Raw genomic sequence first — 12,387 nt, 5'->3', positions numbered from 1 at the left:
CTCAGATTGGAAAGCGCTCGATGGTGTCGCGTACCTGCTTCAGTACGTGTTCGAGCGTTTCCATGGGCACTGAACTCAAGCCTATACGTAAGGCTCGCGGTGCATGCCGCGTCGTCGCATAGGACTCTGCTTTCGATACGGCGATGCCCTGCGAAGCCAGCGCCGTCGCTATGCGATCCGCGCGCAAGTCTTCGGGCAAGCGAAGCCAGAGGAACAGCGAGGACGGGTGCGCGAGCATCTCCATGTTCGCGAACACGTCTCGCGCGATCGCTTGTCTGCGGCGCGCTTCGCGGCGCAGCATGACTTCGTGCCGCGCGACGGTGCCGTCGGCCATCCAGCGCGTGGCTATCGCGGTGACTATGCTCGGCATGCTCCAGTAACTTGCGCGGATCGTGGCCTTGGTGCGGCTCGTGCAGTCTTCTGGCGCGACGATAAAGCCAAAGCGCAGGCCGCTTGCGAGACTCTTGGCCAAACTCGATACATACACCGTTCGCTCAGGCGCCAGCGCCACGAGCGGCGGCGGTGCGTCGTTCACGAGATACGCGTAGGCGGCGTCTTCGATCAACATACAGTCGTGACGCCGTGCGCTCTCGACCAGACGATGACGCTGTTTAGCCGACAGCACCCAGCCGAGCGGATTGTGCACGGTTGGCATGGTGTAGATCGCGCGTATGCGGTGACGGCGGCATAGCTTGTCGAGCGCGTCGAGATCGGGACCGTCATCCAGGGCGGGGATCGCATGCACAACGCGGCCTTGCGTATGCGCGAGCATCTTGAATCCCGGATAAGTCAGCGCGTCAGCCGCAACGGAATCGTGCGGCTCGAGCAGTGCGCGCGTCGTGATGTCGAGACCTTGCTGCGCGCCAAGCACTAAGAAGATTTGCTCGGCTTCCACGCGAATTCCACGCGCTTTGGCCAGAAACTTGGCGACAATGGCGCGCTCATGAAGCCGGCCACCAGGCGGTTGCTGATGCATGAGCGCGGCAAGGTCGCCTGAAGATGCGAGTTCGCGCAACATCGAGCGCAATAGGTCGGCCTGACCCGGCCACGTTGGATGATTGAACGACAAATCGGCGGTGCTGCCTGAAAGCCGCGCTTCATCGCCGATATCCCACTCGCGTTTTTGCGGCCGGTCGCGCACGAAGGTGCCACGACCGGTTTCGCCGACAACTAGACCCAACGACTTCAGTTCCGCATAGACCTTGGTCGCCGACGCGATGGCAATGCCGTAACGCGTGGCAAGCTGCCGATGCGTGGGCAACAACGCTCCCGGGTGCAGTTTGCCATTGCGTATATCGGCTTCGAGCGTGGCTGCAACTTTCCTGACCTGTGTCGTTGCGCTCATGTGTATGTAGGACAATTATTTGATTGTCCTAGTTTAAGCGATTATCTTCGGCAAAACACCGAGTTGGAGCCGACATGACCGATAGCGCACACCGCCACGTTCCCGTCCTCGAGTTCCTGAAGCGTCAACTAGACGGCAGCCTCACTGCCGATACCGTCACGCACATGCGTTATCCCACCGCGATATCGGCGCTGCTCAAGTTTCGCATCGTCGAAATAGGCGAAGCGCTGGCCGTTATCGAGCTCGATGCCGATTGCGCCATTCACGGCAATCAACAAGGCACCGTGCACGGCGGTCTTTTGTGCGAACTCGCCGATGCGGCTATCGGCACGGCGCATTCCACTGTGATGGACATCGAGGAGAGCTTCACGAGCATCGACCTGAGGGCGACCTTTCTGCGCCCCGTGTGGAAATCGAGGCTTTCGGCGCGCGCATGGGCCGAGCATCGCGGCAGGACCATCAGTCATTACCGATGCGACATTCAGCGCGAAGACGGCAAATTCGTGGCGAGCGTCGCGAGCACGGTAATGACATTGCGCGGCGCATTAGCAAAAAACCGCTAAGTACCAAGCGGGAAAACACCTACGGATCACGAAGGGAAATGCCTTTGACGTTCTTTCGAATCGAAACTAGACTCTTACGGAACAAAATACATTTCGACTCGACGATTCGATGCTCACCAACAAGAGTTCGCTTAAGCGGCGGCTGCAGATCGTCGAACTTGTGCGCAAGCGCGGCGAAGTGTCTGTCGAGGAACTCAGTCAGGCGTTCGACGTTTCGAGCGTCACCATTCGAAGTGATCTGACGTATCTCGAGCAGCAGCGTTATTTGCTGCGCTCGTTTGGCAAGGCGCGCTATCTCGTGCAGAAAACGGGCGACGATATTCTCGTGCCGGCGTCGGATGGCGCCACGCGCAAGGCGTCCGAGAGCATGATCGCGCGAATTGCCGCTGAAGCCGTGGGCGATCACGAAGCACTCTTGCTGGGAGCGGGAGAGATCATTCACAAGATCATTCCGTTTTTGTCGGACCGCGCCAACCTGTCGCTTCTCGTGCAGGACGTCGCGGTCGGCGGCATGGCGCAGCGCTTTCTGCATTGCGAGTTACTTCTGACCGGCGGCCAACTGGAGCATGGCGCAACTGCCATGACTGGACCCGACGCCGAGGCTTCGGTGGCGCGTCATTCGCTCGATCTGTGCATTCTTCAGGCGTCGGGGCTCGATCGCGATGGCAATCTGCTGGCTGCCGACCCTGCACAGGCGCGCGTTGCGCAAGCGGCAAGACGTACGGCCAAGCGGACGGTCGTCGTCGCTTATCAGCCGCTGCTCGACGAGCGCAACGGCGAAGTCTTCGCAAGCGTGGCAGATATCGACACGTTGATAATGGATGACGGTATCGATTCGCCGACGCTCGACACCGTGTCGCGCAACGGTCTGCAATTGCAGCGAAGGGATAGCGGCATTCTGGAGTTTAGGCAGAATTAAGTTGAAAGCGCGGTACGCCCTGAACGTCAATCTGCCTTGTTGGCATCCTGACCAAAGAACGCCATGGACGAAGCTCAAGCTCAAGCGCAAGAGGCCGGCCGCACCGGCTACATCGTAACGATGGGCGAGATCCTCGTCGAAATCCTGGCGACTCAAATCGGGCAGTCGTTTCGCCGGCCAGGCACGTTGATGGGACCGTATGCGAGCGGCGCGCCTGCCATCTTCATCGATCAGGTGGCGAAGTCGGGCAGTCGTTGCGCGATCATCGGCTGCGTCGGCGACGACGACTTCGGCGTGCTCAACGTCGAACGGTTGCGTGACGACGGCGTCGATGTGTCGGGCATCTCCGTGATCAAATCCGCGACGACAGGTAGTGCCTTCGTGACGTATCGCGAAGACGGCGACCGCGACTTCATCTACAACATTGCGAATAGCGCGTCGGGGCATTTGTCAGTCGGCGAGATCCGCGAGCACTTGCTGAAAGAGTGTGGTCACTTTCATGTGATGGGCTCATCGCTGTTCTCGTTTCGCATCATCGAGGCGATGAAGAAGGTGATCGAGACCGTGAAGGCAAACGGCGGTACGGTTAGCTTCGATCCAAACATTCGCAAGGAAATGCTGCGCATTCCGGAGATGCGCGAGGCGCTCGACTTCATTCTCGACTACACCGATGTGTTTCTTCCGAGCGGCCACGAAGTAATGCTGCTTGCGAATGCGCGAACGGAGCAAGGCGCAATCGACGAACTGCTTGCGCGCGGCGTGCGCGAGGTCGTCATCAAGCGCGGCAAGGACGGCTGTAGTCATTACGACGGCAATCACGCGAGCCACTTCGCGGCATTGTCGGCTACGGAGGTCGATCCTACCGGCGCGGGCGATTGCTTCGGCGGGACATACATTGCGTGCCGCGCGCAGGGCTTTTCCGTGGAGCGCGCGCTCGAGTATGCAAGCGCGGCGGGCGCGCGGGCCGTGACGTTCCGTGGTCCGATGGAAGGCACGGCGACACTTGCCGAACTCGATGCGTTCATCGCCGCGACATCGGAGGCAAAGCATGACTGACATCGTCACGCGCTTGACCGGCGACGAGCGCGCCGCCGAGCGCCTGAAAGGCATCTATTCGATTTGTTCGGCGCATCACTGGGTGATCGAAGCCGCGATGAAGCAGGCGCTCGATGACGACACGCCCTTGCTCCTGGAATCGACATCGAATCAGGTGGATCAGTATGGTGGTTACACCGGCATGAAGCCTGCGGATTTCGTTCGCTTCGTGCATGGCCTTGCCGATCGCATGGGCTTTGATCGCCATAGATTGCTTCTCGGTGGCGATCATTTAGGCCCTAACGCATGGCGTAATCTGCCTGCCGAAGATGCCATGCAACGCGCCGATGCCTTGATCGATGCTTATGCCGCCGCAGGTTTCAGAAAGCTCCATCTCGATGCAAGCATGCCCTGCGCCGATGACCCCGCGCGTCTATCCGACGAGGTCGTGGCCGAACGTGCCGCGCGTATGTGCGCCGTCGCCGAAGCGGCTGCCGCGCGCGCGGGGCTCGCCGAAGGTCCGGTGTATATCATCGGCACTGAAGTGCCCGTTCCGGGCGGTGCATCGGAAGAACTCGCCACCGTGGAGGTTACGCACGCGAGCGCCGCGCTCGAAACCGTCGCCGTGCATCGCAAGGCTTGGGATGCATGCGGACTCGGCGCGGCGTGGGAGCGTGTGGTGGGACTCGTCGTTCAACCCGGCGTGGAGTTCGATCATACGAGGGTCGTCGACTACGCCCCCGCGCTTGCAAGCGGACTTTCCAAGGTGCTCGAAAGGCTACCGGGTATCGTGTTCGAAGCGCATTCCACCGATTATCAAAAGCCCGAGGCGCTCTCGGCGCTGGTCGATGATGGCTTCGCCATTCTCAAGGTGGGACCGGGCGTAACCTTCGCTTTGCGTGAAGCGCTTTATGCATTGGCGGACATCGAGTGCGAACTCCTCGCGCCGAATGTCCGGTCGAATCTGCGTGAGATAGTCGAACGCGTGATGCGAGAGAAACCCAACAACTGGGAGAAGTACTATCACGGCAGCGACGAGGAGAAGCGGTTGCTGCGAACCTATAGCTATAGCGACCGCGTGCGCTACTACTGGTCCGACCATGATATCGATGAGGCGACGCGCAAGCTGGTGGCGAACCTCGCGAACATCGGCATACGGGAAAACCTCATCAGCCGCTATCTGCCGGAGCAATACTGGCAGGTGAGGCGGGGGTCGATCGATGCATCGCCCATGAGCCTTATCTACAGCAAGGTCCGCGACGTAATCCGTGTTTATGCGGAGGCCTGCCGCATGCATACGCAGGCAAAGTGATCGAATGAAAACTAAGGAATCCAATATTTGAAAGCAGGTTCATAGGTGAACCGGATCGCGCCTCAAGCCCGGCAGGGAAAACCCGCTTTGACTGGGTTTCGACCCGAAACTAAACTCTTTCAGCACAAAAACAGCTTGTCCTTGACATGCGACGGGCGCACAGAGGCACTGGAGGCGACACCATGAGCAAGCCAACGCTGGCAGCCAGCGAGCGGGCGAGACCCCGTCGCGGGTTCGCCGCTCAATTGCTGCACTCGCGCGAAACCGGTATCGTCGGCGCCCTGCTGATCATGGTCGTGCTTCTGTCGATCTTCGCGCCCGACTTCGCGAGCAAGGGCAACCTCCTCAACGACGCGCGCAACCTGTCCTTCATCGGCATCGTGGTGCTGGGGCAGGCAGCGGTGATGATCACGGGCGGCATCGATCTCTCGGTCGGCAGCGTATGGGGACTGGCCGCCGTCGCGTCAGCCGCGATGATGCAGGCCGGCATGCCTGTGTTTCCCGCTTGCGTGCTGACGCTGCTCATAGCCGCGTGCGTCGGCCTCTTCAACGGCTTCTGCGTCACCAAACTGCGCATGCTGCCCTTCGTGCCTACGCTTGCCACCATGAGCATTGCGCGGGCGTTGGCGCTCGTCATTACGCGCGGCAAGGCTATCGACGGCTTTCGTCCCGATGGCGATTCGTTTTTTGCCCTCGGCGGCGGCGACTTTCTCGATCTGCCCGTACCGTTTCTGATTTTCGTGGCGCTCGCCATCGTGTCCGCCATTGTTCTCAAGCGTACCGTCTATGGCCGCCAGTTGTACGCGGTAGGCGGCAACGAACGCGCGGCCATGCTCACCGGCCTCAACGTCGACCGCCTGAAGATGAGCGTTTACGTGATGTCGTCGGTGCTCGCGGGTCTCGCGGGCATCATCGAAGTGAGCTATCTCTCGTCGGCAATCTCCAATCAAGGACTGGGCAAGGAGCTGAGCGTGATCGCGGCGTCTGTCATCGGCGGAACTGCTTTGTCCGGCGGCGATGGCAACGTGATCTGCGTATTCGTCGGCACCGTCATTCTCGAAGTGCTGCGCAACGGTCTCGTTCTGCTCGGCACGGACGCTTACTGGCAAGGGGTGTTCGTCGGTTCGGTGATCGTTCTTGCCGTGTTTATCGATCAACTTAGAAAAGGCGTCTGGCGACGTCGATGAAAGCTGTATTACAACGACTCTGGAGAAGACCATGACACGCACCATGCTCAGTGCCGTAGCCGCTACGCTCCTGCTCGGGATCGGCATTGCCCAGTCGCAGGCGGCGGACAAGAAGGTGTTCGCCGTCGTACCGAAAGCGCTCGGCGTCGCGTTCTATGCCGACGCGGAAAAAGGCTGCAAGGAAGAAGCCGCGAAGATCGGCGCCGAATGTCTGTTCACCGGCCCGGCCCAGCTCGACGACGCAGAACAAGGCCGTATCGTGCGCGATCTGATCACCAAGAAGGTCGCGGGTATCGCCATCGCGCCGAACAATGCGGATTCGATCAGCGGCGTCATCAGCGCGGCATTGGCGAAGAACATCCCGGTCGTGACCTTCGACTCGGACGCGCCGAAGTCCAAACGCATTGCTTTCATCGGCACGAACAACGAAGCAGGCGGCGAAGCGGCGGGCGAAGCATTTGCTAAGGCGCTGCCCAAGGGCGGCACGTATGCGGTTCTGACGGGCGGTTTGTCGGCGGCGAATCTCAACGAGCGCATCAAGGGCTTCAAGTCGAAGCTCAATGGCGACTTCAAGGAAGTGTCGGGCTCGCCTTTCGCCTGCAACGACGATTCGAGCACGGGCGTGCAGCTCATTCAGGACATGCTCGCGAAGAACCCGAAACTCGACGGCATCTTCTTCGCTGGCGGCTGGCCCATGTTCGCGCCCGAGGCCTATATTCGCGCGGTTCGCAACAAGGCTGCCGATATCAAGGCGGGCAAGTTCGTGATTGTTTCGTTCGATACCTTGCCATCGCAGATCAAGCTGCTGAAGGAAGGTTATGCGACGACGCTGATCGGTCAGCGGCCGCTCACGATGGGCACCGAATCCGTCAAGCAACTCGATGCGCTGACCAAGGGTGGCAAGGTGCCGCCGGTCACGGATACGGGCGTGGATATCGTCAACTCGTCGAACGTCGATAAATTCGTCGGCGGTAAATGAACCGCGCGCGGGGCTGGCCACGCGCTGCGCCCCGCGTCATTCGTGAGAAAGAGTGCTGCCATGACCGTGCTGTTGAGCGTTGAGCAGATAACGAAGACCTATCCCGGCGTGAAAGCGCTGCAGGAAGTGTCCTTCAATGTCGAGGCCGGCACCGTGCATGCGGTCATGGGCGAGAACGGCGCGGGCAAGTCGACCTTGATGCAGGTGATCGCAGGGGCACATGCGCCGACCTCGGGACGCATGATGTTCGACGGTCAGGAAGTCGAGTTTTCGAGTACGCGCGATGCCGCCGCCAAGGGCATCTCCATCGTCTTTCAGGAGTTGATGCTCGCGCCGAACATGACGATTGCCGAGAACATCTTTCTCGGCGCGGAGCCGCGCATGGCGCGCGTGCTGGTCGATCGCGGCGTGCTATTGACGAGAGCGAAGGCCGCGATGAAACGGCTTGGCATCGCACTCGATCCCGATACGCGGCTCGGCGATCTCACCATCGCGCAGCAGCAGTTGATCGAGATATGCAAGGCGTTGATTCACGAGCCGCGCCTTTTGATTCTCGATGAACCGACTTCGAGTCTTTCCGAAGCCGACTCCCTGACGCTCTTCAAAGTGGTTCACGAACTGCGCGCGAGCGGCGTGACCATCCTCTATATCTCGCATCGCATGCGCGAAGTGTTCGACAACTGCGATGCGGTGACCGTTCTTCGCGACGGCAAGCACGTGCGTACCGCGCGTCTTGTCGATACCTCACCCGATGAAGTCGTGCGCCTGATGGTGGGCCGCGATCTCGCCGAAGTACGGCGCATCAAGCCCGATAACGCGCATCAGCCAATCGTGCTGCAAGTGGATGGTCTGGGCGATGACGAGCGTTACCGCGACGTATCGTTTTCGTTGCGACGCGGTGAGATCGTGGGACTTGCCGGACTGATCGGCGCGGGACGTTCCGAAGTGGCGATGGGTATCTTCGGTGCGCCGCCGCCGAAGCATGGCAACGTCACCATCGAAGGCAAGCCGGTCAGGATCGCGAAGCCTCGCGATGCAATGAAGCTCGGGATCGGGCTCGTGCCCGAGGACCGCAAGGATCAGGGGCTCGTGCTCGGCATGTCGGTGGGCAGCAACCTTTCGCTCGCTGCGCTGGGGCTTGGGCGTCTTTCGAAGGGCACGGTCATTCGCCCGTTGCAGGAAGCGCGCATGATCGACAGTTACGTCGGGCGCTTCAACATCAAGACGCCGACCATCGAACAACTCGTGGGTCTCTTGAGCGGCGGCAATCAGCAGAAGGTGGTGCTGGCGAAATGGCTCGCGTCGAAGCCGCGTGTCCTGATCGTCGATGAACCCACGCGCGGCGTGGACGTCGGCACTAAAGCCGAGATTTACGCGCTCATGCGCGAACTTGCCCGAGAAGGTCTCGCCATTCTCGTTATCTCCAGCGACCTCCCGGAGATACTGACCATCTCCGACCGCATCCTTGTCATGCGGGGCGGTCAGCTTGCGGGTGAAGTCGGCTTCGACGACGCCTCCGAGGAACGCATCATGTCGCTGGCCGCGCTCGAACATGCTGACCCGGCACATCCCGAGGTCAAGCCAAAAGGCTTCGTGGCCTAGCAAGTCAGGCAAACATCAAAGGAGTCGTGCCTTGAATAAAGTCGGCATGTTCTACACGTATTGGTCGACCGAATGGCTGGTCGATTTTCCGGCCGTGGCGAAGCGCATATCCGGCTTGGGCTTCGACATGATGGAAATTTCGCTCGGCGAATTCAACAATCTTCCCGATGCGAAGAAGCGCGAACTGAAGACCGTCGCCGACGATCTCGGCCTCACCGTGATGTGCTGTATCGGTCTCAAGCCCGAGTACGATTTCGCCTCTCCCGAGCAAAGCGTGAGAGATGCAGGCACGGAGTACGTCAAGCGCTTGCTCGACGATTGCCATATGCTCGGTGCGCCCGTTTTCGCGGGACTCACTTTCTGCGCGTGGCCGCAATCGCCGCCGCCCGGCATGACGGACAAGCGTCCCTACGTGGAGCGTGCCGTGGACAGCGTGCGTCGCGTCATCAAGGTAGCGGAAGGCTATGGGATCATCTACGCGCTGGAAGTGGTCAACCGCTTCGAGCAATGGCTTGCCAACGATGCGCGCGAAGCGCTCGCGTTCTGCGATGCGGTCGACAACCCTTACTGCAAGGTGCAGCTCGACACGTTCCACATGAATATTGAAGAGCACTCTTTTCGCGATGCAATCCTCGCCTGCAAGGGAAAGCTCGGACACTTCCATCTGGGCGAAGCGAACCGCTTGCCGCCAGGCGAAGGGCGTCTGCCGTGGGACGAGATTTTTGGCGCGTTGAAAGAGATCGAATATGACGGGACAATCGTCATGGAGCCTTTCATGCGCAAGGGCGGAAACGTGAGCCGCGCAGTGGGAGTCTGGCGCGACATGTCGAACGGTGCGACAGACGAACAAATGGACGAGCGCGCACGCCGCTCCTTGCAATTCGTGAGAGGCCATTTGACGTGAACTGAGGCCGCATCGGAACCGACTACATGGCATCTTTGGAACGCGCTCGCCGCCTGCTTGCACTGGCGCAAACCGGATTGCACTACGCAACGAGCGTTTTCGATACCGAACGTTACGATGAGATCGCGCAGATCGCGCACGCTGAACTCGCCGCGCTCTCATCGACTGATTCGATCAAGATAGCCGAACTTTTCGCGTTCGAAACAGGCTATGCCAATCCAAAGCTCGATGTGCGTACCGCGGTATTCAATGAAACGGGGCAGATTCTGCTCGTGCGCGAAATGGCGGACGGCATGTGGTCGCTTCCAGGCGGCTGGGCCGACATAGGCGTTTCGCCCGCCGAGAACGCGGCGAAGGAAGTGCGGGAAGAAAGTGGCTATACGGTTAAGATTCAGCGCTTGCTCGCGGTATGGGATGCAGACAGACATCCGCATCCACCATCGGTCTTTCACATCTGGAAGCTGGTTTTTCTCGGCGAGATCGTGGAGGCGGGCGAGGTCATCGGTGCGGAAACGAGTGCCGTCGGATTCTTCAGCCTCGACGATCTTCCCGCGCTATCGCTTGGGCGCGTGCTGCCGCAGCAAATTTTCAGGCTGGATGAGCTGAGACGAAGCGGTCATATCGACTTCGACTGAAGCGACGAAAGAAGCGACACTGGAAGCGAGCGGTCAAAGCCCGAGACATATCGCGCCCGCCGCGACGACCATGCATGCGAGCCAGCGCTTCACGCTGACCGATTCGCGCAGAAACACTCTGCCGATCAGCACCGCGAACACCACGCTCGTCTCGCGCAATGCCGATACCGCGCCCATCGCACCCGACTGCATCGCCCAAATGACGATGCCATATGCGCCGATCGATACCAACCCGCCCGCAAGCGATGAACCGATCGACATCGGGGCGGTGCGTATCGGCGTCCATAGTGCAGAGAGCCCGCGCGTCGCCATGAAGAGCAGCGGCATCAGCCAGTAGAACATGAACATCCACGCGGTATAGGCAAGCGCGTTGCCCTCCGACAAGCGCACGCCGATACCGTCGATCACGGTATAGACCGCGATGGTCACGCCAGTCAGAAATGCCGCCAACGCACCTGCGCGCGATACGTGGCTACCTTGCAGCGCCAGCGAGATGATGCCGCCCGAGATCATCACGATGCCGAACGCATGCAGCGGCCCGATGGCCTCGTGCGCGAAGAGCGCTGCGCCGAGCGTGACGAGCAGCGGCGACGAACCACGCGCAATCGGGTAAGCCTGCGCGAGATCGCCTCGCCGATACGACCGCACGAGGCTCACGTTATAGACGATATGCACGAGCCCCGATGCAACGATGCATGGCCACGCGGCGGAAGCGGGCATCGGCAAAAAAACGATCACGATGGTCGAGACCACCGCGATGGCAATGCTCATCCACGTCATGGAGAGGAAGCGGTCGCGATTGCCATGCAACATCGCGTTCCAACTGGCGTGAAGTACGGCGGCGATAAGGACGAGACCGCCGGTATAACTGAGCATGCGGATTCCAGGCTAAGGACGCGAAAGAGGGATGTAAGCAGGTTATCTATCTTGTGAGCGTGCGGCAAACCAGTTAAATTGGCCGCTCGCGTTAGATAAACTCTTTCGAATGAAACGAGTCCTGCCTCCGCTCAATGCACTGCGCGCGTTCGAAGCCGCAGGGCGTCTTGCCAGCTTCAAGGAAGCCGCAGCCGAATTGCATGTGACGCATGGCGCAATCAGTCAGCAAGTGCGCCTGCTCGAAGAGTGGCTCGGCGAACCGCTGTTCGAGCGGCATAACCGGCGCGTGGTGTTGACTCCCAAGGCAAAGGCCTACCTGGATGAAATCGGTCCGCTCTTCGAGCAATTGTCGCAAGCCACTGCGCGATACGGTTACCCTGGAACGGTTTCGCGCACGCTGTCCGTGAATGCGCCCGCCACTTTCACGTTGCGTTGGCTGGTTCCAAGGCTCGCGAAGTTCCACGCCGAGCATCTCGATGTAGACGTCAAGGTGGAGACATCGAACGCATCGGTCGAGAGCCTGAAAGATATTCACGACATCGTGATTCGCGGTGGTCCCGACACGTTCTATGGCTACTCTATGCGGCCGTTCCTCGTCGAGGAAAGAGTGCCTGTGTGCAGCCCCGCGTTAATGCAACGCGTCGCGCTGCGCACGCCGGAAGATTTGCGGCAGCATACGTTGTTGCATACGTCGAGCCTCCCGCGTTTATGGCCGGACTGGCTCGCGCGTGCGGAGATTCCCGCGTTGCGGCCTGCCGCGATCCTGACCTTCGATCACTTTTATCTCACCTTGCAGGCGGCCATCGACGGACTCGGCATTGCGATGGGACCGACCGCGCTCGTTGCCGACGATCTGGCCGCTGGCCGTCTCGTCACGCCGTTTGCCGAGCCGCGCCTGCCGTCGCGGAGCTATTGCACCTACGTGCCGGATGCGAAGTCCGACGACGAACTCGTCGTCCTGTTCCGCTCATGGCTCGAAGGTGAGGGAATACGCTGATTCACGCGCGGTACACGATATCGACATCATCGG

At 60.2% G+C, this 12,387-nt stretch carries 12 protein-coding genes; 10 read left to right on the top strand and 2 right to left on the bottom strand.

Going from position 1 to position 12,387, the window contains the following annotated elements; translation table 11 throughout:
- Window position 1: 1 nt before the first annotated feature.
- Window positions 2–1,345, bottom strand: coding sequence for a PLP-dependent aminotransferase family protein (locus tag QCE79_RS16855; RefSeq protein ID WP_309846570.1), 1,344 nt, complete (start codon window positions 1,343–1,345; stop codon window positions 2–4).
- A 74-nt stretch (window positions 1,346–1,419) separates the two neighbouring features.
- Between QCE79_RS16855 and QCE79_RS16850 the strand changes: the two genes are divergently transcribed.
- From QCE79_RS16850 to QCE79_RS16810, 9 genes are all read left to right on the top strand, one after another.
- A complete protein-coding gene (locus QCE79_RS16850; protein WP_250494941.1) occupies window positions 1,420–1,908 on the top strand; it encodes a PaaI family thioesterase in 489 nt (162 codons plus the stop codon).
- Window positions 1,909–2,017: 109 nt separating this feature from the next.
- Window positions 2,018–2,827: a DeoR/GlpR family DNA-binding transcription regulator gene (locus QCE79_RS16845; RefSeq protein WP_250494942.1), complete on the top strand. Its 810-nt coding sequence runs from the start codon at window positions 2,018–2,020 to the stop codon at window positions 2,825–2,827.
- A 63-nt stretch (window positions 2,828–2,890) separates the two neighbouring features.
- Entirely contained in the window at window positions 2,891–3,883 is a 993-nt protein-coding gene (locus QCE79_RS16840; RefSeq protein ID WP_309846166.1) for a sugar kinase, read from the top strand.
- The gene (locus QCE79_RS16835) at window positions 3,876–5,174 is read left to right on the top strand and encodes a D-tagatose-bisphosphate aldolase, class II, non-catalytic subunit (RefSeq protein ID WP_309846163.1); all 1,299 of its coding nucleotides are present in this window, start codon (window positions 3,876–3,878) and stop codon (window positions 5,172–5,174) included. Before QCE79_RS16840 ends, QCE79_RS16835 begins: the two co-directional genes overlap by 8 nt.
- Before the next feature lie 182 nt (window positions 5,175–5,356).
- Window positions 5,357–6,361, top strand: coding sequence for an ABC transporter permease (locus QCE79_RS16830; protein ID WP_309846160.1), 1,005 nt, complete (start codon window positions 5,357–5,359; stop codon window positions 6,359–6,361).
- A 31-nt stretch (window positions 6,362–6,392) separates the two neighbouring features.
- Window positions 6,393–7,340 (top strand): sugar-binding protein, encoded by a 948-nt coding sequence (locus tag QCE79_RS16825; protein ID WP_244831757.1) that lies wholly within the window; start codon window positions 6,393–6,395, stop codon window positions 7,338–7,340.
- Between the two features lie 60 nt (window positions 7,341–7,400).
- Window positions 7,401–8,942, top strand: a complete 1,542-nt coding sequence (locus QCE79_RS16820) for a sugar ABC transporter ATP-binding protein (RefSeq protein ID WP_309846156.1) — start codon at window positions 7,401–7,403, stop codon at window positions 8,940–8,942.
- 31 nt (window positions 8,943–8,973) lie between these two features.
- Window positions 8,974–9,846, top strand: a complete 873-nt coding sequence (locus tag QCE79_RS16815) for a sugar phosphate isomerase/epimerase (protein ID WP_250528125.1) — start codon at window positions 8,974–8,976, stop codon at window positions 9,844–9,846.
- A 26-nt stretch (window positions 9,847–9,872) separates the two neighbouring features.
- Entirely contained in the window at window positions 9,873–10,481 is a 609-nt protein-coding gene (locus tag QCE79_RS16810; protein ID WP_309846151.1) for an NUDIX hydrolase, read from the top strand.
- 33 nt (window positions 10,482–10,514) lie between these two features.
- Here QCE79_RS16810 and QCE79_RS16805 read toward each other — a convergent pair whose 3' ends face one another.
- The gene (locus QCE79_RS16805; RefSeq protein ID WP_250528127.1) at window positions 10,515–11,357 is read right to left on the bottom strand and encodes a DMT family transporter; all 843 of its coding nucleotides are present in this window, start codon (window positions 11,355–11,357) and stop codon (window positions 10,515–10,517) included.
- A gap of 109 nt (window positions 11,358–11,466) precedes the next feature.
- Between QCE79_RS16805 and gcvA the strand changes: the two genes are divergently transcribed.
- On the top strand, window positions 11,467–12,354 hold the full coding sequence (gene gcvA / locus QCE79_RS16800) for a transcriptional regulator GcvA (RefSeq protein WP_250469679.1): 888 nt from the start codon (window positions 11,467–11,469) through the stop codon (window positions 12,352–12,354).
- Window positions 12,355–12,387: the final 33 nt, after the last annotated feature.

It is taken from the genome of Caballeronia sp. LZ003, from assembly GCF_031451465.1.
Taxonomy (GTDB): Bacteria; Pseudomonadota; Gammaproteobacteria; order Burkholderiales; family Burkholderiaceae; genus Caballeronia.
The sequence above is the reverse complement of the archived record's forward strand: the minus strand, read 5'-3'. Positions and strand labels throughout refer to the sequence as shown.

What these genes read in the sequence shown, in the direction of transcription:
- QCE79_RS16835 (WP_309846163.1), top strand. Translation starts at nt 3,876, where the DNA reads ATGACTGACATCGTCACGCGCTTGACCGGCGACGAGCGCGCCGCCGAG.
- QCE79_RS16845 (WP_250494942.1), top strand. Translation starts at nt 2,018, where the DNA reads ATGCTCACCAACAAGAGTTCGCTTAAGCGGCGGCTGCAGATCGTCGAA.
- QCE79_RS16820 (WP_309846156.1), top strand. Translation starts at nt 7,401, where the DNA reads ATGACCGTGCTGTTGAGCGTTGAGCAGATAACGAAGACCTATCCCGGC.
- QCE79_RS16830 (WP_309846160.1), top strand. Translation starts at nt 5,357, where the DNA reads ATGAGCAAGCCAACGCTGGCAGCCAGCGAGCGGGCGAGACCCCGTCGC.
- QCE79_RS16850 (WP_250494941.1), top strand. Translation starts at nt 1,420, where the DNA reads ATGACCGATAGCGCACACCGCCACGTTCCCGTCCTCGAGTTCCTGAAG.
- QCE79_RS16805 (WP_250528127.1), bottom strand. Translation starts at nt 11,357, where the DNA reads ATGCTCAGTTATACCGGCGGTCTCGTCCTTATCGCCGCCGTACTTCAC.
- gcvA (WP_250469679.1), top strand. Translation starts at nt 11,467, where the DNA reads ATGAAACGAGTCCTGCCTCCGCTCAATGCACTGCGCGCGTTCGAAGCC.
- QCE79_RS16840 (WP_309846166.1), top strand. Translation starts at nt 2,891, where the DNA reads ATGGACGAAGCTCAAGCTCAAGCGCAAGAGGCCGGCCGCACCGGCTAC.
- QCE79_RS16855 (WP_309846570.1), bottom strand. Translation starts at nt 1,345, where the DNA reads ATGAGCGCAACGACACAGGTCAGGAAAGTTGCAGCCACGCTCGAAGCC.
- QCE79_RS16825 (WP_244831757.1), top strand. Translation starts at nt 6,393, where the DNA reads ATGACACGCACCATGCTCAGTGCCGTAGCCGCTACGCTCCTGCTCGGG.
- QCE79_RS16810 (WP_309846151.1), top strand. Translation starts at nt 9,873, where the DNA reads ATGGCATCTTTGGAACGCGCTCGCCGCCTGCTTGCACTGGCGCAAACC.